The organism is Dyella lipolytica, from assembly GCF_030160075.1.
In the GTDB taxonomy this organism is placed as follows: Bacteria; Pseudomonadota; Gammaproteobacteria; order Xanthomonadales; family Rhodanobacteraceae; genus Dyella_B; species Dyella_B lipolytica.
On record NZ_BSNQ01000003.1, the window covers coordinates 346,625 to 366,410 of the forward strand.

General features: G+C 60.0%; 17 protein-coding genes and 8 tRNA genes. 20 read left to right on the forward strand and 5 right to left on the reverse strand.

Annotation, left to right across the window (positions count from 1 at the left end; all coding sequences use genetic code 11):
- Positions 1 to 70 precede the first annotated feature (70 nt).
- A complete protein-coding gene (locus tag QQL64_RS03155; RefSeq protein ID WP_284395859.1) occupies positions 71 to 652 on the reverse strand; it encodes an FMN-dependent NADH-azoreductase in 582 nt (193 codons plus the stop codon).
- A gap of 114 nt (positions 653 to 766) precedes the next feature.
- On the opposite strand from QQL64_RS03155, the gene QQL64_RS03160 reads away from it, so the two are divergent.
- From QQL64_RS03160 to QQL64_RS03240, 17 genes are all read left to right on the forward strand, one after another.
- Complete coding sequence (locus tag QQL64_RS03160) at positions 767 to 1,756, forward strand: LysR substrate-binding domain-containing protein (protein ID WP_284395860.1); 990 nt, start codon at positions 767 to 769, stop codon at positions 1,754 to 1,756.
- Between the two features lie 41 nt (positions 1,757 to 1,797).
- Positions 1,798 to 2,943: a pyridoxal phosphate-dependent aminotransferase gene (locus QQL64_RS03165; RefSeq protein WP_284395861.1), complete on the forward strand. Its 1,146-nt coding sequence runs from the start codon at positions 1,798 to 1,800 to the stop codon at positions 2,941 to 2,943.
- Positions 2,931 to 3,734 carry an amidohydrolase gene (locus QQL64_RS03170; protein ID WP_284395862.1) on the forward strand — a complete coding sequence of 268 codons (804 nt, stop codon included), beginning with the start codon at positions 2,931 to 2,933 and terminating at the stop codon, positions 3,732 to 3,734. The genes QQL64_RS03165 and QQL64_RS03170 overlap by 13 nt, the downstream gene beginning before the upstream one ends.
- A gap of 164 nt (positions 3,735 to 3,898) precedes the next feature.
- Positions 3,899 to 3,975, forward strand: a tRNA-Arg gene (locus tag QQL64_RS03175).
- A 171-nt stretch (positions 3,976 to 4,146) separates the two neighbouring features.
- Positions 4,147 to 4,223, forward strand: a tRNA-Pro gene (locus QQL64_RS03180).
- A gap of 22 nt (positions 4,224 to 4,245) precedes the next feature.
- Positions 4,246 to 4,322, forward strand: a tRNA-Arg gene (locus QQL64_RS03185).
- 17 nt (positions 4,323 to 4,339) lie between these two features.
- Positions 4,340 to 4,416 (forward strand) — tRNA-His (locus QQL64_RS03190).
- A gap of 16 nt (positions 4,417 to 4,432) precedes the next feature.
- Positions 4,433 to 4,508 (forward strand) — tRNA-Lys (locus QQL64_RS03195).
- 227 nt (positions 4,509 to 4,735) lie between these two features.
- Positions 4,736 to 4,821 (forward strand) — tRNA-Leu (locus tag QQL64_RS03200).
- Between the two features lie 82 nt (positions 4,822 to 4,903).
- Positions 4,904 to 6,196 (forward strand): trigger factor, encoded by a 1,293-nt coding sequence (gene tig, locus QQL64_RS03205; RefSeq protein WP_284395863.1) that lies wholly within the window; start codon positions 4,904 to 4,906, stop codon positions 6,194 to 6,196.
- Positions 6,197 to 6,273: 77 nt separating this feature from the next.
- Positions 6,274 to 6,903, forward strand: a complete 630-nt coding sequence (gene clpP, locus QQL64_RS03210) for an ATP-dependent Clp endopeptidase proteolytic subunit ClpP (RefSeq protein WP_284395864.1) — start codon at positions 6,274 to 6,276, stop codon at positions 6,901 to 6,903.
- 100 nt (positions 6,904 to 7,003) lie between these two features.
- Positions 7,004 to 8,305: an ATP-dependent Clp protease ATP-binding subunit ClpX gene (clpX, locus tag QQL64_RS03215; RefSeq protein ID WP_284395865.1), complete on the forward strand. Its 1,302-nt coding sequence runs from the start codon at positions 7,004 to 7,006 to the stop codon at positions 8,303 to 8,305.
- A gap of 171 nt (positions 8,306 to 8,476) precedes the next feature.
- Positions 8,477 to 10,984 carry an endopeptidase La gene (gene lon, locus QQL64_RS03220; protein WP_284395866.1) on the forward strand — a complete coding sequence of 836 codons (2,508 nt, stop codon included), beginning with the start codon at positions 8,477 to 8,479 and terminating at the stop codon, positions 10,982 to 10,984.
- A 343-nt stretch (positions 10,985 to 11,327) separates the two neighbouring features.
- Positions 11,328 to 11,600 (forward strand): HU family DNA-binding protein, encoded by a 273-nt coding sequence (locus QQL64_RS03225; RefSeq protein ID WP_284395867.1) that lies wholly within the window; start codon positions 11,328 to 11,330, stop codon positions 11,598 to 11,600.
- Positions 11,601 to 11,617: 17 nt separating this feature from the next.
- Positions 11,618 to 11,692: transfer RNA gene (locus QQL64_RS03230), tRNA-Val, on the forward strand.
- 6 nt (positions 11,693 to 11,698) lie between these two features.
- Positions 11,699 to 11,775 (forward strand) — tRNA-Asp (locus QQL64_RS03235).
- 98 nt (positions 11,776 to 11,873) lie between these two features.
- A complete protein-coding gene (locus tag QQL64_RS03240; protein ID WP_284395868.1) occupies positions 11,874 to 13,784 on the forward strand; it encodes a SurA N-terminal domain-containing protein in 1,911 nt (636 codons plus the stop codon).
- 77 nt (positions 13,785 to 13,861) lie between these two features.
- Here QQL64_RS03240 and QQL64_RS03245 read toward each other — a convergent pair whose 3' ends face one another.
- The 3 genes from QQL64_RS03245 to gloB form a co-directional block, all read right to left on the reverse strand.
- Positions 13,862 to 14,644 carry an enoyl-ACP reductase FabI gene (locus tag QQL64_RS03245; protein ID WP_284395869.1) on the reverse strand — a complete coding sequence of 261 codons (783 nt, stop codon included), beginning with the start codon at positions 14,642 to 14,644 and terminating at the stop codon, positions 13,862 to 13,864.
- Positions 14,645 to 14,739: 95 nt separating this feature from the next.
- Positions 14,740 to 15,978, reverse strand: coding sequence for a LysM peptidoglycan-binding domain-containing protein (locus tag QQL64_RS03250; protein ID WP_284395870.1), 1,239 nt, complete (start codon positions 15,976 to 15,978; stop codon positions 14,740 to 14,742).
- Positions 15,975 to 16,739: a hydroxyacylglutathione hydrolase gene (gene gloB / locus QQL64_RS03255; protein ID WP_284395871.1), complete on the reverse strand. Its 765-nt coding sequence runs from the start codon at positions 16,737 to 16,739 to the stop codon at positions 15,975 to 15,977. Before gloB ends, QQL64_RS03250 begins: the two co-directional genes overlap by 4 nt.
- Positions 16,740 to 16,941: 202 nt before the next feature.
- Between gloB and QQL64_RS03260 the strand changes: the two genes are divergently transcribed.
- From QQL64_RS03260 to dnaQ, 3 genes are read left to right on the forward strand one after another with little or no spacing between them, the layout of a single operon-like run.
- Positions 16,942 to 17,619 carry a methyltransferase domain-containing protein gene (locus QQL64_RS03260; RefSeq protein ID WP_284395872.1) on the forward strand — a complete coding sequence of 226 codons (678 nt, stop codon included), beginning with the start codon at positions 16,942 to 16,944 and terminating at the stop codon, positions 17,617 to 17,619.
- Positions 17,620 to 17,652: 33 nt separating this feature from the next.
- Complete coding sequence (rnhA, locus tag QQL64_RS03265; protein WP_284395873.1) at positions 17,653 to 18,096, forward strand: ribonuclease HI; 444 nt, start codon at positions 17,653 to 17,655, stop codon at positions 18,094 to 18,096.
- On the forward strand, positions 18,093 to 18,809 hold the full coding sequence (gene dnaQ, locus QQL64_RS03270) for a DNA polymerase III subunit epsilon (RefSeq protein WP_284395874.1): 717 nt from the start codon (positions 18,093 to 18,095) through the stop codon (positions 18,807 to 18,809). The genes rnhA and dnaQ overlap by 4 nt, the downstream gene beginning before the upstream one ends.
- A gap of 6 nt (positions 18,810 to 18,815) precedes the next feature.
- On the opposite strand, the gene QQL64_RS03275 is transcribed toward dnaQ, so the two are convergent.
- Positions 18,816 to 19,517 carry a PP2C family protein-serine/threonine phosphatase gene (locus QQL64_RS03275; protein WP_284395875.1) on the reverse strand — a complete coding sequence of 234 codons (702 nt, stop codon included), beginning with the start codon at positions 19,515 to 19,517 and terminating at the stop codon, positions 18,816 to 18,818.
- Positions 19,518 to 19,786 lie beyond the last annotated feature (269 nt).

A 19,786-nucleotide genomic window follows, 5' to 3' on the forward strand; every position in this document is an offset into this window, starting at 1 on the left:
GTAAATACGCAAAAAAAGAGAGCGCCCACATGGGACGCTCTCATAGTTGCTTGGTTGGGAAACCGCTCGATCAGGCAGCTTTCGTTGTCAGATTGCCGATGCTGTCGTGGGCCGAAGCGACTGCGTTCGTCTTGTGTTCGGCGCTCACATTCACGCCTTCGGCGCGCACAAATTCCACATTGGCGATACCGATGAAGCCGAATACCGCACGCAGGTAGGATTCTTGGAAATCGAATCCTGTGGCCGGGCCGCTGCTGTAAATGCCACCGCGGCTGGACGCCACGATCACTCGCTTGCCACCGGCCAAGCCCTTGGGGCCGGACTCGCCGTAGCTGAAGGTCTTGCCGGCGACCAGCACGCGGTCGAGCCACGCCTTCAGCTGACTCGGGATCGAAAAGTTGTACATCGGTGCGCCGATCACGACGACGTCAGCGGCGAGAAACTCGTCCATGACCGCCTCGCCGAGCCGCGCGGCTTCGCTCGCGGCGTCCACCACCGGAGTCCAATGCGGGAGAGGCTGAGCGGTGAGATCGCGGTAGGTGACATCCAGCCCAGCGTGTTCCCGGGCGAGCTTGGCAACAACGGCGGCGGTCAGTTCGCGCGAGACGGAGTGCTGGCCTAGGGAGCTTGCGTCAAGATGCAGCAGTTTCATGGTGATATCTCGAATTCCAGTCGGACTGGCCGACGACGGAATAAAGATATAATCCGAACAAACGAACGATAAGATAGGCCTTTTTGAACTTATCGTTCCAAATGGGAAACAACGATGACGGCTTTACCGGGTGCCATGCAGGATCTGAACGATCTGTATTTCTTTGCCGCGGTGGTGGAGCACGGCGGCTTTTCGGCGGCGGGACGCGCCCTGGGCGTGCCCAAGTCGCGGCTAAGTAAACGCATCGCCCAGCTTGAGGACCGCCTTGGCGTGCGCCTGTTGCAGCGGACGACCCGGCGCTTCGTAGTCACCGAGGTCGGGGAGCGTTTCTACGGCCATTGCCGCGCCGTACTGGAAGAGGCGAGGGCGGCCCAGGATGCCGTGGAAGAGTTGCGCGCCGAACCGCGCGGCGTCGTACGGCTCAGCTGCCCCGTTTCGATCGCTCAGACGGTGCTGGCGTACATCCTGCCGGAATTCATGGCGCTGTATCCGAAGGTGCAGGTGAGGGTGCTCTCGAGCAACCGCCGTGTCGACTTGATCAGCGAGGGATATGACCTAGCCATCCGCGTGCGCAGCAAATTGGACACCGACGCCAACATGATCGTACGCAGCTTCAGCCAGTCGCGCATCCTGCCGGTGGCCAGCCCGTCTTTACTGAAGGTGCATGGCTATCCCAAACACCCTGCCGATTTGGCCCATCTACCTGCGTTGTCCATGCAGGAGCATGAAGGTGCACAGATCTGGGAGTTGATCGACGCTCAAGGCGAGCGGGTCAGCGTGGAAGTACAGGCTCGCATGATTACAGGTGATTTCGCCCTGCTGTTGGAGGCGGCGCGGAAGGGTCTTGGCGTTACGCTGCTGCCGGAATTTGTTTGTGCGCCCGCCATTACCCTTGGCGAACTTGAAGTCGTGCTGCCGGAGTGGAGCGCTCCACAGGGCATGATGCATTTCGTCTACCCGAGTCGGCGCGGCATGTTGCCGGGCGTGCGCGCCCTGGTGGACTTTCTCGCCGAACGATTGCCGGAGGCGACGCGCCTGAGTCATGAGAAGTGCATGACGCGCCCACTCAATGAGCTAGAAACGCCCAAGCAGCCTTCGCTTTAAGCCATGCTAGTCTTTGCGTTTGGACATCCATACTGCCGCCCATGACTATCGAAACCAAGCTTCCGAAAGTAGGCACCACCATCTTCAGCGTGATGAGCCATCTGGCCGTGCAGCACAAGGCGGTCAATCTTGGCCAGGGTTTTCCTGATTTCGAACCGCCGCAGGCGCTGCGCGATGCGCTAAGCAGCGCCATGGCGAATGGGCTCAACCAGTACGCGCCGGGCATCGGTACCGCGGCCTTGCGCGAACAGATCGCTCTGAAAACAGAGCGTCTGTATGGACATAAGGTTAGTCCGGATAGCGATGTCACGATAACCTCTGGCGCCACCGAGGCGCTCTTCGCCGCTATCGCCGCGGTAGTGCGTGCTGGCGATGAAGTCATTGTGTTCGATCCTGCCTACGATTCCTACGAGCCTGCGATCGATTTGCAGGGCGCGCGTGCAGTGCATATTCCGCTGACCGTGCCGAGTTTTTCGATCGATTGGCAGCGCGTGCGCGATGCGATCACGTCCAGAACGCGCATGATCCTCATCAACAGCCCGCATAACCCATCAGGTGCGGTGTTGTCGTCGGCGGATCTGGAAGAGCTTGCGACGATCGTGCGCGATACGCCGATCGTGGTGCTTTCCGATGAGGTTTACGAGCACATCGTGTACGACGGCGCCGCGCATGAGAGCGTGCTGCGCCATCCTGAACTCGCGGCGCGCAGCATCGTCGTCTCCAGCTTTGGCAAGACCTATCACTGCACGGGCTGGAAGGTGGGTTACGCCGTGGCGCCTGCCAAACTGTCGGCCGAGTTTCGCAAGGTGCATCAATATCTGACTTTCTGCACCTTCCATCCGGCGCAGGCGGCGTTCGCGCAATTCCTGGCGAGCAACCCGGAACATTATCTCGAGCTTCCTGCGTTCTATCAGGAAAAACGCGACCGTTTTCGTAAGCTGCTTACGCCTTCGCGCCTGAAGTTGTTGGACGTACCAGGTGGCTATTTTCAGTTGGTCGATTATTCGGCGATCCGCGATGAAGATGATCTCGCCTTCTGCGAATGGCTGGTGAAAGAGGGTGGTGTAGCAGCCATTCCGCTGACGCCGTTCTATGAAAAAGCACCGGGTACGCGTCTCGCACGACTATGTTTCGCCAAGAGCGATGCCACCATGGACGCGGCGGCGGAGCGGTTATGCAAACTCTGAATGTTTCGCTCGTGCAAGGGGCGACGCGCTGGCATGATGCGCCGGCCAATCGCGACTATTACGGATCGCTGGTGCGGCGCGTGGCAGGGCAAAGCGACCTCATTGTGTTACCGGAGACTTTTCTTTCCGGCTTCAGCAATGACACGCGCGCTAGTGCAGAAGCCATGGATGGCGAAGGCATTGCCTGGATGCGTGCACTGGCTCGCGAGGTCAACGCCGTGGTGACTGGCAGCCTCGCGATTCGCGAAAACGATCAGGTTTACAACCGGCTCATCTGGGCTCGCCCGGATGGCAGCTTTGCGCAGTACGACAAACGTCATCTGTTCCGCATGGCAGGCGAACACACGCGCTACGGCGGTGGTTCGGAACGGTTGATCGTTGAGTTGAACGGTTGGCGCATTCTTCCGCAGGTTTGTTACGACTTGCGCTTTCCCGTATGGCTGCGCAATCGCCGCCTGGCCTCGGCGGCGGGTGGCATGGATTACGACCTGTCGATTTTTGTCGCCAATTGGCCTGCGCCGCGCCGACAGCCTTGGCGCACGCTGCTACGTGCCCGCGCCATCGAAAATCTCGCTTATGTGATCGGTCTGAATCGAGTCGGTACCGACGGCAACGAGCTACCGTATGCCGGCGACAGCGCGGTGATCGATCCTGTCGGCGAGCCGCTGGTCGAATTGGGTACGCAGGAACAAGTCGTGACGGTGTCGCTCGATCCAGCACCCCTGCTAGCGCACCGCGAGCGCTTTCCAGCGTGGATGGACGCCGACGATTTCACGCTCGCTCCGATGTGATTCGATGTGCTGCGTGAGGTCCGAAACGGTCCGATCATGAACCGAATGTTTCAGGAAACTTCACAAAGAGTATTGACGGCTGCGGCCAGTACCTGAATAATTCCGCTTCTTGCTTCGGCGCCTTCCGGTTTCGGGTTCAGGCGGCAGCAATCAGGTTTAACCGCGCGCCCGTAGCTCAGTTGGATAGAGTACCAGGCTACGAACTTGGTGGTCGGGAGTTCGAATCTCTCCGGGCGCGCCATTATTTCAAAGCACGATGTAATTCCAGTCGTGAGTGTGTCGCAAGCAGAACATCGCCTGCGAAACCGGATGAAGTTTGGAATCCGGCGTGTTCGATACGGATTGACGGGGCAGAGTGTCGCCCGTAGCATTTCAAGGCTTCGGCACGCGAAAGCTGACCGGGTTTCGAAATCGGGGTATAGCTCAGCCTGGTAGAGCGCCAGCTTTGGGAGCTGGATGTCGTGGGTTCGAATCCCTCTGCCCCGACCATCAGGTGTTCTGCTTCAGTCAAGCGCCTGTAGCTCAACCGGATAGAGCATCGGCCTTCTAAGCCGACGGTTGCAGGTTCGATTCCTGTCGGGCGCGCCAGATTCGTAAGGTTTACGGTGGGCGTAGCTCAGCTGGTTAGAGTACCGGATTGTGATTCCGGTTGTCGTGGGTTCGAGTCCCATCGTCCACCCCAATTCAAAGCAGTTTCTGGGCCGTTAGCTCAGCTGGTAGAGCAGTTGACTCTTAATCAATTGGTCGTAGGTTCGATCCCTACACGGCCCACCAGCTACCGAAGGACCCGCAGCTATGCGGGTCCTTTTTCTTTGCGGCCAAGGCTGGCTGCTCCCGGGGCGGTTTTGACGCTTGTGCTGGTCCGTTGCACAACCGTAAAATGACCCGCTTTGGTACAAGGTAATCATCGACTTAGGGTCGCGGCTAGGCAGCTTCTCGACGATGTCGGCATAACCGGCGAAAATCGTTGTAAATCTGTCGCTTGCAATCCGGCGAACGATGCGAAAGTGGCGGAACTGGTAGACGCACCAGATTTAGGTTCTGGCGGGTAACCCCCGTGCGGGTTCGAGTCCCGCCTTTCGCACCACTGACCTTGAGTTTGACTTTGCAGGCGGCCGGGGCCGCCGCGGCGCCGTCACGGGCCATTACAGGTAATTCCAGGAGACGTCATGCAGTTTTCCGTTGAAAACGTCGGCAAGCTCGAGCGCAAGCTCACGGTCAAGTTCCCGGCTGAGCGGTTTGAGACGCAGGTGAGCGCGCGTATCGCCGAAATGAGCCGCACCGTGCGCCTCAAGGGCTTCCGTCCAGGCAAGGTGCCGGCGACGGTGATCCAGCAGCGCTTTGGTGCGCAGGTGCGTGGCGAAGTGCTTTCGGATCTGATCGGCAGCACGCTGCGCGAAGCGTTCGACAAGGAAAACCTGCGCCCGGTGGCGAATCCCGCTATCGATACCACCGGCAAGCCGGAAAATGGCGAAATCGCCTATACGGCCACGTTCGAAGTGATGCCGGAATTCCCGGAGATCGACGTTGCCGCGCTGGAAATCGCTCGTCCGGTGGCCGAAGTCACCGACGCCGACATCGAGAAGATGATCGAGACGCTGCGCCAGCAGCGCCGCAGCTTCGACGAAGTGGAACGCGCATCGGCGGAAGGCGATTTCGCGATGTTCGAATATGCCGCTGCCACTGGCGACTACCGCTTCCCGGCCGAAGGCCTGGAGCGCGCCGGTAGCGTGATCGGTTCGGGGACCTTGTTTAAGGCGCTCGATGCCGCGCTGACCGGCCGCAAAGCTGGCGAAGAATTCGAAGCCGATATTGAGTTTCCGGCTGATTTCCGTAACGAACAGCTTGCCGGCAAGACCGCCAAGGTCAGCTTCAACATCATCAAAGTGCAAGAGCCCAAGCTGCCGGAAGTGGATGGCGAATTCGTCAAATTGTTCGGGATCAATGACGGCAATCTCGACAACTTCCGCAAGGAAGTTCGTGCCAACCTCGAGCGTGAGCTGAAGGCTGCGCTGATGGGTCGCCTGAAGTCTCAGGTCGCCGAGAAGCTGGCGCAGACGCATAGCGAACTCGAAGTGCCGAACCTGATGGTGCAGGCCGAAGCCCGCAATCTCGCTGCCGGCAGCGTGCCGCGCGGTCAGCAACCGCCTCCGCAGCTGGTTGACGCCGCCACGCCGGCTGCGCGCATGCGCGTGATCGCCGGTCTGCTGATGGGCGAAATCGCCCGCAAGCAGGAACTCAAGCTGGATCGCACGCGTCTGGCCGAGCAGCTCGCCGCGATCGCCTCGACCTACGAGGAGCCGGAGAAGGTCATTGAACTGTACAACGGCGATCCCCAATTGATGTCTGGGCTGCAGAACCGTGTGATGGAAGATCAGGTAGCGGAGTGGGTGGCCGAGCACGGCAAGACCACCGTCCAAAATCTGAGCTTCGACGAAGTGATGCGCCCCGTGGGTGCCTGAGACGATTCGGTCAGGCCCGCGTATAGTCTGACCTGATCCCACGAATCGTCGTTCAGTCCCCACACGCGGAGAGTCACATGGCCATGGACCAGATCCAGAACCTCAACCTGGTACCGATCGTCGTCGAGCAGACCGCTCGCGGCGAACGCTCGTATGACATCTACTCGCGTCTGTTGAAGGAGCGAGTGATCTTTCTGGTCGGCGAAGTGAACGATCAGGTCGCCAACCTGCTGGTGGCGCAGATGTTGTTCCTGGAGTCGGAGAACCCCGACAAGGACATCCATCTGTACATCAACAGCCCAGGCGGTGCGGTCACCGCCGGCCTGGCGATCTACGACACCATGCAGTTCGTCAAGCCCGACATCAGCACCATGTGCATCGGCCAAGCCTGCAGCGCAGCGTCGCTGCTGCTGATGGCGGGTGCCAAGGGCAAGCGCTACTCGCTACCCAACTCGCGGGTGATGATCCACCAGCCGTCGGGTGGCGCCCGTGGCCAGGCGACCGATATCGAAATCCAGGCCCAGGAAATCCTGTACCTGCGCCGCCGCCTGAACGATATCTACGTTCAGCATACCGGCCAGCCTTTGGACAAGATCGAGCGCGATATGGAGCGTGACCGCTTCATGAGCGCCGAGGCGGCCAAGGAATACGGCCTGATCGACGCCGTTCTCGACCGCCGTAGCGTCGAAACGGTCAAGTCGGCCTGATTCCATACCCCTAGCTACGACGGGGTCCCGCGTCCGGGTGCGGATTCGGGACCCTGTGCTATTCTCGACCCGTACCGGATTTACCAGCAGGATCAAACGAATGAGCGACGAGCGGCAGGGCCGTTCCAACGACAGCGGCAAGATTCTCTACTGCTCCTTCTGCGGCAAGAGCCAGCACGAAGTACGCAAGCTGATCGCGGGTCCGTCCGTGTTCATCTGCGACGAGTGCGTGGAGCTGTGCAACGACATCATCCGCGAGGAGCTTGAAGAGAAGGCCGCCTCCGGGCGCAGCCAGCTGCCCAAGCCCAAAGAAATTATGGAGACCCTCGACCAGTACGTGGTCGGACAGACGCGCGCAAAGAAAGCGCTCGCCGTTGCGGTCTACAACCATTACAAGCGGATGGAATCACGCCAGCGCAGCGACGAAATCGAGCTGGGCAAGTCCAACATCCTGCTGATCGGTCCGACCGGTTCGGGCAAGACGCTGCTAGCCGAGACGCTGGCGCGCCTGCTCAACGTGCCGTTCACGATCGCCGATGCCACGACGCTCACCGAAGCCGGCTACGTCGGTGAGGACGTCGAGAACATTATCCAAAAGCTGTTGCAGAAGTGCGACTACGACGTCGAGAAGGCGCAGTCGGGCATCGTCTACATCGACGAGATCGACAAGATCTCGCGCAAGAGCGAAAACCCGTCGATCACTCGCGACGTGTCGGGCGAAGGCGTGCAGCAGGCATTGCTGAAGCTGATCGAAGGCACGCTGGCTTCGGTGCCGCCGCAAGGTGGTCGCAAGCATCCGCAGCAGGAATTCCTGCAGGTCGACACCAAGAACATTTTGTTCATCTGCGGTGGCGCGTTCGCCGGTCTGGAGAAAGTGATCCAGCAGCGTTCAGAGACGACCGGCATCGGCTTCTCGGCCGAAGTGCGTTCGAAAGAACGCACGGAAAACCTCGGCAAAGTATTGGCCGAAGTGGAGCCGTCGGACTTGGTGCGCTTCGGTTTGATTCCGGAGTTTGTGGGTCGTCTGCCTGTCGTAGCGACGCTGGATGAACTCGATGAACCGGCCTTGGTGAAGATTCTCACCGAGCCGCGGAACGCCGTGACCAAACAGTTCCGCAAACTGTTCGAGATGGAAGGTGTCGAGCTGGAGTTTCGTCCCGAAGCCTTGCAGGCGGTCGCCAAGAAGGCGCTCAAGCGCAAGACCGGCGCGCGCGGCCTGCGCACGATCTTGGAGCAGGTGCTGTTGGACACCATGTACGAGCTGCCGTCGCTGGAGCACGTCAGCAAGGTCGTGGTGGACGATGCAGTGATTGAGGGACAGGCCGAGCCTTACCTGATCTATCGCGGAAACTTGCAGCAGCAGCCGCGCATCAGCAGCGAGAGCGGCGACGCCGCGGCTTAAGCGTTACAACATCCGCCAACGACGGCCTCGGCGGTATTCGCCGGGGCCGTTTGTTTTTCGTTGTGGGGCCAGCACTTGAGTGCGGGCCGTTACGCCTCCACTTGACGAGATAGTGACCTCGGCGCAGTGTCGGGGCCGTCCGCTTTCATTTTTCGCGAGAGATTTCCTGCGATGGCAAAAAGTGCCGCATCTACTGCCAACACCAGTGCCGTTCTGGACGCGCTGCCGGTGCTCCCGCTGCGCGACGTAGTCGTGTATCCGCACATGGTGATTCCGTTGTTCGTCGGGCGTGACAAATCCATGCGTGCGCTCGAGCGTGCGATGGAAGGCGAACGACAAATTCTGCTGGTGGCGCAGAAGAGCCCCGATATCGACGATCCCGCGATCAAGGATCTTCACGAAATCGGCACGCTCGCTGGCGTGCTGCAATTGTTGAAACTTCCCGATGGCACCGTGAAGGTGCTGGTCGAAGGACAGTCGCGCGTATCGATCGAGGAATACCACGACGACAGCGGCATGCTGACCGCGCGTTCGCGTGTGATCGAACCGGTTTATAACGTCAAGGAACGCGAACTGGATGTGGTGTCGCGCACGCTGGTGTCGCTGTTCGAGCAGTTGGTGAAGCAGAGCCGCAAGCTGCCGCCTGAAGTATTGGCGACGCTTTCCGGCATCGACGATCCATCGCGTCTGGCCGACTCCATTGCCGCGCACCTCACCGTGCGCATGTCCGACAAGCAGAAGGTGTTGGAGACGGCCGACGTCGGCCAGCGTCTCGAACTGCTCATCGGTCTGGTCGATGGCGAGATCGATCTGCAGCAGGTGGAAAAGCGCATCCGCGGCCGTGTGAAGTCGCAGATGGAAAAGAGTCAGCGCGAGTACTACCTCAACGAGCAGATGAAGGCGATCCAGAAGGAGCTGGGCGAGGGCGAGGATGGCCCGAACGAGATCGAAGAACTGCAGAAGAAAATCGAAGAATCCGGCATGCCCAAGCCGGTCCTGGCCAAGGCGCGGCAGGAGTTTGGCAAGCTCAAACAGATGTCGCCGATGTCGGCCGAAGCCACGGTGGTGCGCAACTACCTGGATTGGCTGATCGGCGTGCCGTGGAAAAAACGCAGCAAAGTTCGTAAGGACCTCGCGCTGGCCCAGGAAGTGCTCGATGCCGATCACTTCGGCCTGGAGAAGGTCAAGGAGCGCATCCTCGAGTACTTGGCTGTGCAACAGCGCGTGAGCGCCATGAAAGGCCCCATTCTGTGCCTGGTCGGCCCACCCGGCGTGGGCAAGACCTCGCTGGGGCAGTCGATCGCCAAGGCGACCAATCGCAAGTTCGTTCGCATGAGCCTGGGTGGCGTGCGGGACGAAGCGGAAATTCGCGGCCATCGTCGTACCTATATCGGTTCGATGCCGGGACGCATCGTGCAGAACATGAACAAAGTAGGGACCAAGAACCCGCTGTTCGTGCTCGACGAGATCGACAAGATGTCGATGGACTTCCGCGGCGATCCGTCATCGGCATTGCTCGAAGTACTCGATCCCGAGCAGAACCACACGTTCAACGATCACTATCTGGAAGTCGATCTCGATCTTTCCGAAGTGATGTGGATCGCTACGGCCAACTCGCTGAATATTCCCGGCCCGCTGCTGGATCGCATGGAAGTTATTCGTATCCCCGGATACACCGAGGACGAGAAACTTGGGATCGCGCAGAAATATCTGCTGCCCAAACAGATCAAAGCCAACGGCCTGAAACCGGACGAGGTATCGGTGGATGGAGAAGCCGTGCGCGATATCGTGCGCTACTACACACGCGAATCCGGCGTGCGTAATCTCGAGCGCGAGATTTCCAAGATCTGCCGCAAAGTCGTCAAACAACTGACGTTGGGTGAGCACAAGAAGGCGGCGGAGAAAGCCAAGGCCGCGGACGCTAAAAAGAGCAAGACGAAGGCGGCTGCGGCATCGGGCAAGGTGCGCGTGGATTCGGCCAATCTCGATCAATATCTCGGTGTGCGTCGCTTTGACTTTGGTCGCAAGGAACTGCAGAACGAAGTCGGCCTGGTCACGGGTCTTGCCTGGACCCAGGTCGGTGGCGATCTGCTGAGCATCGAAGCGTCGATCGTGCCGGGCAAGGGTCGCCAAATACATACCGGTCAGCTGGGCGACGTGATGAAAGAGTCGATCCAGGCGGCACTCTCGGTGGTTCGGGCGCGTGCCAGCCAGCTAGGTATCGAACCCGATTTCCACGAGAAATTCGATCTGCATATCCATGTGCCGGAAGGAGCTACGCCGAAGGATGGTCCGAGCGCCGGTATCGCGATGTGCACGGCCTTGGTTTCTGCGTTGACCAAAGTGCCGGTTCGTTCGGAAGTGGCGATGACAGGCGAAATCACCCTGCGTGGTCGCGTACTGCCGATCGGTGGTCTGAAAGAAAAACTGCTCGCCGCACATCGCGGTGGCATCACGACCGTGATCATTCCGGATGAGAATCGCAAGGATTTGGCGGATATTCCGGAAAACATCACCAGCTCGCTCGAAATTCATCCCGTGCGCTGGATCGATGAAGTGCTGGACATCGCGCTGGAGCGTCCGCTACAGCCGTTGCCAGCCAAGGAGGCCGAGCCTGCCGCGACAGCCGACACCGCGGCACACGATGAGAACGCGGAGACGCCCACGCGGACGCACTGAGCGAGCGCGGTTTCACCTCAGCACGCAATTTGCGATAGGCGACACGTTTTACGTGTCGCCTATTTCATCGCGTGCAATATCGTTGCCAAACAACATATGCATGGTGGTGGGTGCGAATAACCTTGTACCGCTGAACCTCCGCGAAGCGTTGGTACTGCTTATATTGCGGACCCCGGGGGGCGCTGGTATAAAGGCTCACCGCCATCCTGGGGCTTCAGCAGAATGCACAGCGATGCGGGATTGCGTGGCAACGCAACGCCTTTCATGAATCGATGATCCTTCCTGCGTTGTCCCGTTCCCAACCTATCACGCGGGCCGAATACCTGTTTAAGGGAGTAACTCAATGAATAAAACCGATCTGATCAATGCCGTCGCCGAACATGCCGAATTGACCAAGGCCGACGCAGGCCGCGCGCTCGAAGCGTTTTTCGAGACCGTGCAGAAGGCTCTGAAGAAGGGTGATGACGTGTCAGTGGTTGGCTTTGGCACTTTCACCGTGCGCAGCCGTGCTGCCCGTACCGGTCGCAACCCCCGTACGAACGAAGAGATCAAGATCGCCGCCTCCAAAGTTCCGGCTTTCAAGGCTGGCAAGACGCTCAAGGACGCCCTAAACTAAGCGGCCCGCTTGGTTTCGGGTGCTTAGCTCAGCGGTAGAGCGTCGCCCTTACAAGGCGAGGGTCGTAGGTTCGATCCCTACAGCACCCACCAGAATGTGGAGCGGTAGTTCAGTCGGTTAGAATGCTGGCCTGTCACGCCGGAGGTCGCGGGTTCGAGTCCCGTCCGCTCCGCCACGGTTTGCAAGGGCGCCCCCGTGGCGCCCTTGTTGTTTAGGGGCAAGCTTGTTTAGGTCATGCGCGGCAACGCGCCAACATTATTGCGGGAAGATCTCATGCTGCAGTCGTTACGTGACAAAATACATGGATGGCCAGCCATTATCGTGCTGGGCATCGCCGTATTTGCGATGTCATTCTTCGGCATTGAAGGCTACTTCAGCTCGCAGGCCGAGACCTTCGTCGCCAAGGTCGGGAAGCGCGAGATCGGCCAGCAGCAATTTCAAGACACGATGAACCACATCCGTCAGCAGCAACGCGCGCAGATGGGTGACCAGTTCGATCCGAGCGTTTTTGAGAAGCCGGAATTCAAGCAACAGATACTCGACGAGTTGATCGGCCAGCAATTGGTGCTACAGGCCAACGAAGACCTCGGCATGCGGGTGTCGGATCAGTCGCTGCGCGACACCATCGCCGCCACGCCGGCTTTCCAGGTCGATGGCAAGTTTGACCCGACTATGTATCGCGCACAGTTGGCCGCCGCCAATCTCACGCCCGATATGTACCAAAACAACGTGAGCACCTCGCTGCAGAGCAGTCTGCTGCCCGATGCGATCAGCGGCAGCACCATCGTCACCAATGCGGACATCGACCGCTATCTGGACATCAAGCTGCAGCGTAGGGATATCCGCTATTTCGTGCTGCCGCGCCCTGCGCCGGCGGATAGCCAGGTCACCGACGCGCAAGTGCAGGACTACTACAAGGCCCACCAGGCCGATTACATGAATCCGGAGCAGGTCTCGCTGAAGTACATCGAAGTGAACGCGACCGATCTGAAGTCCGACACACAACCGACCGAAGATGAGTTGAAAAAGCGTTATCAGGATGAGATTCAGCGCTTCGGTATGCCTGAGCAACGCGAGGTTTCGCACATCCTGGTCAACGTGCCCAAGAATGCAACGCCTGCACAACAGAAGGCCGCCTTGGACAAGGCTGAGAAGATCGCCGCCGAGGCCACCCCTGAAAATTTTGCCAAGCTTGCACAGCAAGATTCCGACGACCTTGGTTCCAAACTGCAGGGTGGCGACCTCGGGTGGTTGCAGAAAGGCGTGACCAACCCTGCTTTCGATGCGGCTATGTTCGCGCTGCAGAAGGGTCAGATTTCCAAGCCGGTGCTTTCCGACGAGGGTTATCACATCATCTGGCTGCGCGATATCAACAGCGGCCAGACCAAACCTTTTGCGGAAGTGCACGATCAGCTCCTCAAGGAAGCGATCACCGCCGATCACGATCGCATGTATAGCGACGTGGCCGGCAAGATGACAGATCTCACTTCGCAGAACCCCGGTTCACTGGAACCGGCTGCTCAAGCCTTGCAATTGCAGATCAAGGAAACGCCCCTGTTCGGACACGAAGGTGGGCAGGGCATTGCTGCCAACCCCAAGGTCATTGCGGCAGCGTTTTCCAATGACGTGATCGCGTCCGGCAACAACTCCAGCCTGATCGATCTGAGCAAGACCGACTCGATTGTGGTGCGCGTTGACAAGCACGTGCCGGCCGCGCCGCGCCCGGTTGCGGAAGTTCGCGACGCCATCGTCCAGAAGATTCTCGATGAGCGGATTGCCGAAGCTGCCCACCAGAAGGCTGACGTACTGGTCGACCGCCTGAGCAAAGGCGAGGATTTGGCGACTGTCGCTGCGGCCGAGCACGCCGATGTGCAGACCGCCAAGCAGATCCAGCGCGTCCAGCAAGGGCCCGGTGTGCCGCAGCCGGTGCTGACGCAGGCCTTCGTGACACCGCATCCTGAGAATGGCAAACCGCAATATGCCGATGTTTCGTTGGATCACGGTTCGTACGCCGTGCTCGCGGTCGACAAGGTCGAAGGCGGTGATCTGTCTAAGCTCACGGCGGACGATCGCCAGCAGCTCTATCGCCAGATGATGCAGGTCTACGGCGGTGTGGAGACGCAAGGCTTCATCGATGCGCTCAAGACGAATACCAAGATCCAGATCGCCAAGGACCGCATGTAACGCGCGATCATGCCAGTCGAGACGAAAAAGGGCGGCTCCGAGGAGCCGCCCTTTTTTTGTACCTTGTAAAAACCGGCTTAGATGCCAGTCATGCCCAAGGTGTTGTAACCCGCATCCACGTAGGTGATTTCACCCGTAATGCCAGAGGCGAGGTCCGAGCACAGAAACGCGCCGACGTTGCCCACTTCGTCGATCGTCACGCTACGACGCAGCGGTGCATTCTCTTCCACATGGTCGAGCATCTTGCGGAAGTTGGCGATACCGGCCGCGGCCAGCGTCTTGATCGGGCCGGCGGAAATCGCATTGACGCGAGTGGTCTCGGGGCCGAGGTTGAAAGCGAGGTAGCGAACGTTGGCCTCTAGGCTCGCCTTGGCCAGACCCATCACGTTGTAGTTGTTCAAAGCGCGTTCGGCGCCAAGATACGTAAGGGTAAGAATCGCGCCATTACGGCCCGCCATCATCGGGCGTGCGGCCTTGGCCAGAGCAGCCAGGCTGTAGCTCGAAATGTCGTGCGCGATCGTGAAGTTCTCGCGCGTCAGATTGTCCAGGTACTGCCCCTGGATCGCCTCGCGCGGTGCGAAACCGATCGAATGCACCAGAATGTCGAAGCCGTCCCAGTGCTTGCCCAGCTCCACGAACAGGTTTTCGATCTGAGCGTCGTCGGCGACGTCGCAGGGCAGCACGATGTTGGAGCCGAACGCATTGGCCGCTTCATCGACGCGATCCTTCATGCGGTCGTTCGGATAGGTAAAGGCAAGTTGCGCGCCTTCGCGGTGCATTGCATTGGCAATGCCCCAGGCGATCGAGCGCTGGCTGGCAATGCCGGTGATAAGGGCACGCTTGCCGTGCAGGAATCCCATGCGTCCTCCAAAAGGTTGTCAGTGCGCCGTTACGGCGCAGCCGCCGGAGTTTAGCAGGCATGGCCCGGCGCGGCTTCCATACGTCAAGGCATGGATCAGGGGGCGTCTAGCTTGAGCACCTGACCGGGTTTGAGCTCTTTCCCGTGCAGATGGTTCAGGCGTTGGAGCGTGCTCACGCTTACGGAGTAACTCCGTGCGATTTGCCATAGGCTTTCCCCAGATCGCACCGTATGCGTTCTGACTCGGTGCGATGCCGCAGGGGTGTGGTTTTCTTGCGTGTTCGCCGTCTCGTCCGCAGAGACCGTGGGCGCAGGCGGATCGGATGACATGGGTGTGCTTGCCGTCATCTGCTGATCGTTAGCCGCCTGCCTCGTGTTACGGAGCTGCTCGGCATTGCGGTGCGGCATCAACAGATACCCAGTGGTATTGGCATCCACTTTGTCTCCCAACACGGCCGGGTTCAGTCGTTTGAGGGAATCAGTCGTCATGCCCGAGTTGTTCGCGGCGCCCGACATGGTGACGCCTTGTGTAACTTCGACGGTTTCCAGATGCTGATCGGCGGGAAGCGTGGACAGTTCCACATGGAAGCGCGAGGGATCGCGTACTACGCACGAGATGGCCAGCAGCTTGGTCAAATGCTCGCGTGTGATGCGCGGAACGAGCAGTCGCGGGATGGCGGGCTCTTGCGGAGGTATGCCATGTTGCTTGACCAGTTGCCGCATCGCGTACTCCCCACGATTGTAGGCGTAGTCGACCAGGCGCCAGTCATGCAGTTCATTGTAGTAGTCGTGCAGCATACGCATAACGCCGTCAGTCGACGCTGAGGTATCCAAGCGACCGTCGTAACCGCGATCCACGTGCAGGCCGATCACATGCGCGGTGCTCGGCACGATCTGCCACATGCCCGCCGGCAGATTGCGATGGCCGGGTACTGGCCGAAACTGGCTCTCCACCCACGGCAGCAGCACGAATTCGCCTGCGACATTGTATTTCTCGGCCACTTGCTGCACGTAGGCCACTTGCGGCAATGCATTGTTCATGGCCGCTTCGAATTTCTGCGGGTCCTTGGTAAAACGATGCGCCCACACCATGATTTGCGGATCCGCGTCGCAATCGGGCATGGCGAAGCTGTTGCGCAATTTGTCCCAGACGTCCGTAGTACCGATAGGAGTCACCGGCGGCGTAACCGTTGGCGCTGGTTGAGGTAACGAGGCAGGTGACAGACTGGGTGGCGTCACCGTGGGTGCGCGTGTAGGTACAGTGGTGGGCTGAGTTGTACAGGCTGCTAGCAGCGAAACCAGCACGATGGGCAAAAGTCGCTGTGCAGGTTTCATGCGCGAAATACATCCTTGGCGGAGCGTAATGCGGCGAAGCGTGCGATCGGATCGTTGGCCGCACCGTGTCGGCGGCACCACGCCATGACTTCTTCGCTATCCACGCGCAGAAAGGGATTGCAGGCCAGCTCGCTCGACAGTGTTGCCGGCACGCTGGGCCGATGCTCGGCGCGCAACTTGGCGACTTCGTCCAGCCGTTGTTTGAGCGCTGTGTTATCCGGCTCTACGGTTTGTGCAAAGCGACCATTCGCAACGGTGTACTCGTGGCCGCAACACACCAGCAAATCGCCGGGCAACGAAGCCAGTCGCTGGAGCGAGGACAGCATCTGCGCGGGCGTGCCCTCGAACAAACGTCCGCAGCCAAGGCTGAATAGCGTATCGCCACAAAGCAGCACACCTTCGCCGACGTAGACGATGTGGCTCAACGTGTGTCCCGGAACAGCAATGATTTCGAAGCGCGCCGCCGGTTGCTGCAAGGTCAGCGTTTCACCATCCCTCACACGATGCGTAGCGACGGCAATCCGAGGATCATCGGGTGCGTAAATCGGAACAGCGTGGTTTTCCCGCAGGCGATCGGCACCGCCGATGTGATCGGGATGATGGTGTGTCAACAAGATGGCGCGCAGCGTCAGATTCCGCGCACGAAGCGCGGACTCGACGGGGGCGGCTTCGCCGGGATCGACCACGATGGCCTGGTTGCTGTCGTCATGCAGCAGCCAAATGTAGTTGTCGGCAAGCGCCGGTAACGGTACGACGTGCAAGGCGATCTCCGCTGCGGTTTCGTATCGACTGGCGCAGGCATACGGCTTGCGCGAGAGCGCCGAATATAGAGCCCTGCTGAAGGTCGATCGTTAGATATGTGTTAATCGAAAGTTCGTTCGGCCGCCGTTGGGTACTGGTTCGTCTTTGGGGAGCCAACCATTAAACTCTCGTCCAATCCGCCCCGCGACAGGTCATCCATCCATGCCCCCGCGCACCCAAGATATCTACGCAAGTGCGCCCATGCGTGGTCTGCTGGCCGACGAAACGGTGGCCTACCTACCCGATCTGCGCCGCTGTGCCGGCTCCCGGGCATTGCTGCTTTCGGCTGCGCGTCAGGATCAGCCGCCGAATCCGCCTTACCTTGGTCAATGGGTCACGCTGCGATTGGCTCAGGACCGCTTGCAAGGCGATATACGCGCCAGCGCCTCTGAGCCGCTGCCCTTTTCCGACCAGGCATTTGATTTGATCTTGCTGCGCCACGCCTTGGAGCCTGCGTCGTTATCCCTGGATGAGATTGTTCGCGTGCTCGCGCCGGGCGGGGTATTGGTATTAACGGGCCTGAATCCGCTGAGCGGATGGACGCCTTGGTGGTTGTGGCAGACGCGGGGCACGGCATCGCGGGCCAAATCGCCCATCCAGCTTGCGGCACGTCTGCGCCGCGCGGATTTGCAAGTGGAACGGGTGCAGCGGGTAGGGCGGATCTGGCCATTGCCTTCAGCCGAGCCCGGAAAGGCCTCAGGCATGCTCGGCGGCGGCTACGTGCTGGTCGCACGCAAAAAGGGACCGCAGAGTGTGCCGACAAGGTTACGACCCAAGCCTCTCTCGACACCGGTTCGGGCTGGCCTCGCGCCAGGTGCGCGTCGTAGTTCGGTCAGTTGAACATCACATACAAGAGAAGATGGAGCAGAACGAGTGGCGGATGTGGAAGCGTTTACCGATGGCGCATGCCTCGGCAACCCCGGTCCCGGGGGATGGGCGGCGTTGCTGAGAGCCAAGGGTAGTGAGCGGCTGATCAGCGGCGGTGAAGCACAAACCACCAACAACCGGATGGAACTGCTTGCCGCGATCAACGCGTTGGAAGCGCTCAAACGCCCTTGCGAGGTGATAGTGACCACCGACTCACGCTACGTCATGCAGGGCATGGAAGAGTGGGTGCCGCGCTGGATAAGCAATGGCTGGCGCACGGCGGACAAGAAGCCGGTGAAAAACCAGGATCTTTGGGAACGGCTCGCCGCCGCGGTGGCGCCTCATCAGGTTCGTTGGAAGTGGGTGCGCGGTCATACCGGGCATGCTGAAAACGAGCGCGTCGATCAGGCCGCGCGGGAACAGGCCGAGCAGTTCAAGGACCAGGCATGAGGCAGATCGTTCTCGATACCGAAACCACCGGCCTTGAAGTGCGCCAAGGCCATCGCCTTATCGAAATCGCCTGTGTCGAACTGATCGAACGCCGACCGAGCGGACGGCACTACCAGACTTACCTCAACCCAGAGCGCGCCATCGACGAAGGCGCACGCGAGGTAACCGGCATCGCCGATGAGTTTCTGCTCGACAAACCGCGCTTTGCGGAGGTCGTGGACGAATTTCTCGCCTTCGTCGACGGCGCCGAACTGATCATTCATAACGCCACCTTCGATATCGGCTTTCTCGATGCCGAGCTCGCGCGTGTTGGCGAGCGCTATGGCCGCATGGCCGATCGGTGCGCAGTGCTCGATACGCTCGCGATGGCACGGGAACGCTACCCCGGGCAGCGCAATAGTTTGGACGCGCTATGTAAACGCCTCGGGGTCGACAACTCCGCGCGCGACTTGCATGGCGGCCTGATCGACGCGCAGTTGCTTGCCGACGTCTATCTCGCCATGACCTCCGGGCAGGTGGTGCTCGATCTTGGTTTCGAGGGGGCTACCGAGACCGGCGTTCGTGCCGTTATCACGCCCGTCGTGCTGGCGAGTCGCCCGCGCGTGTTGCGCGCCAATGCCGAAGAAATCGAATCGCATCTGCGGCGTCTCGATGCGTTGGATAAAAGTGCCGGTGGGCAGTCCGTTTGGCGTCGGCAAGAATCCGACGTGTGAACCGCATCAGCGAATGCGCGCAAGAATCGCCGTGATATTGTCGCTGCCGCCACCGTCGAGTGCGGCAAGCAACAGATGATCGATACATTCCTGCGCGGCCAGATCCTGACGATCCACGATGTTTGCGATGGCGTTATCGCTCACTTCCTCGGTAAGGCCATCGCTGCACACCAAGAAGCTCATGCCGGGCTCGAGCTGTCCCTTCGCCATGCTGATGTGCAGCTGAGCGAGTGCAGTTATACCTAGCGCTTGTGTCAGCACATTGCGTTGAGGGTGGCGCGCAGCCTGCGCCTCATTGATCACGCCGGACGCCACCAGCTCCTGCACCAGCGAATGATCGTGGCTGATCCGGCGCAGGCCGTTGTGCCATTGATAAATGCGGCTGTCGCCCACCCAGGCCACTTCATAGCCTTGTTCGGAAAAACGGATCGCGGCAACGGTGGTGCCCATGGGCAACGCATCGTCGTAGCGCTGAGCATGCTCCAGCAACTGCGCGGCCGCGCCATGCACGGCCTCGACCAACGACAGTCCACCACGAACCCGTTCCACAATGGCATCCCGCGCGAGCGCGGAAGCCACTTCGCCGTGCTGATGCCCGCCCATGCCATCGGTGACCAGAAACAGGCCGAGCGTTGCGTCGGCGCAGTAGGTGTCTTCGTTGCGCGTGCGGCGCAGTCCGACGTGGGTTCCGTGTCCGAATTCGATCATGAGCATCCGCCGGGTAGATGGGCGCAGCATGCCGGATGTGGATGCGTGGCGCAAAAATTTGTGTGTGAAGAATGTATTGGGTGAGTGGGTGGGATGGTTCGGCCCATCCATGGGCCTCACCCTCTGCGCTGGGCGCAGCGGGGCCAGCCTGCGGCTGTCCCGATTTGCTCCCGGCGAATCGGTCGAACCGGGTGGGCTCTCAGCCTGCCACCCTCTCCGCCAGCAATAAAAAACGCCCACGAGGGGCGTTTTTTATTGCTGGCGGAGAG

Excerpts from the sequence above, each read along its gene's own strand:
- QQL64_RS03155 (WP_284395859.1), bottom strand. The coding sequence starts at position 652 with ATGAAACTGCTGCATCTTGACGCAAGCTCCCTAGGCCAGCACTCCGTC.
- QQL64_RS03160 (WP_284395860.1), top strand. The coding sequence starts at position 767 with ATGACGGCTTTACCGGGTGCCATGCAGGATCTGAACGATCTGTATTTC.
- QQL64_RS03165 (WP_284395861.1), top strand. The coding sequence starts at position 1,798 with ATGACTATCGAAACCAAGCTTCCGAAAGTAGGCACCACCATCTTCAGC.
- QQL64_RS03170 (WP_284395862.1), top strand. The coding sequence starts at position 2,931 with ATGCAAACTCTGAATGTTTCGCTCGTGCAAGGGGCGACGCGCTGGCAT.
- tig (WP_284395863.1), top strand. The coding sequence starts at position 4,904 with ATGCAGTTTTCCGTTGAAAACGTCGGCAAGCTCGAGCGCAAGCTCACG.
- clpP (WP_284395864.1), top strand. The coding sequence starts at position 6,274 with ATGGCCATGGACCAGATCCAGAACCTCAACCTGGTACCGATCGTCGTC.
- clpX (WP_284395865.1), top strand. The coding sequence starts at position 7,004 with ATGAGCGACGAGCGGCAGGGCCGTTCCAACGACAGCGGCAAGATTCTC.
- lon (WP_284395866.1), top strand. The coding sequence starts at position 8,477 with ATGGCAAAAAGTGCCGCATCTACTGCCAACACCAGTGCCGTTCTGGAC.
- QQL64_RS03225 (WP_284395867.1), top strand. The coding sequence starts at position 11,328 with ATGAATAAAACCGATCTGATCAATGCCGTCGCCGAACATGCCGAATTG.
- QQL64_RS03240 (WP_284395868.1), top strand. The coding sequence starts at position 11,874 with ATGCTGCAGTCGTTACGTGACAAAATACATGGATGGCCAGCCATTATC.
- QQL64_RS03245 (WP_284395869.1), bottom strand. The coding sequence starts at position 14,644 with ATGGGATTCCTGCACGGCAAGCGTGCCCTTATCACCGGCATTGCCAGC.
- QQL64_RS03250 (WP_284395870.1), bottom strand. The coding sequence starts at position 15,978 with ATGAAACCTGCACAGCGACTTTTGCCCATCGTGCTGGTTTCGCTGCTA.
- QQL64_RS03260 (WP_284395872.1), top strand. The coding sequence starts at position 16,942 with ATGCCCCCGCGCACCCAAGATATCTACGCAAGTGCGCCCATGCGTGGT.
- dnaQ (WP_284395874.1), top strand. The coding sequence starts at position 18,093 with ATGAGGCAGATCGTTCTCGATACCGAAACCACCGGCCTTGAAGTGCGC.
- QQL64_RS03275 (WP_284395875.1), bottom strand. The coding sequence starts at position 19,517 with ATGATCGAATTCGGACACGGAACCCACGTCGGACTGCGCCGCACGCGC.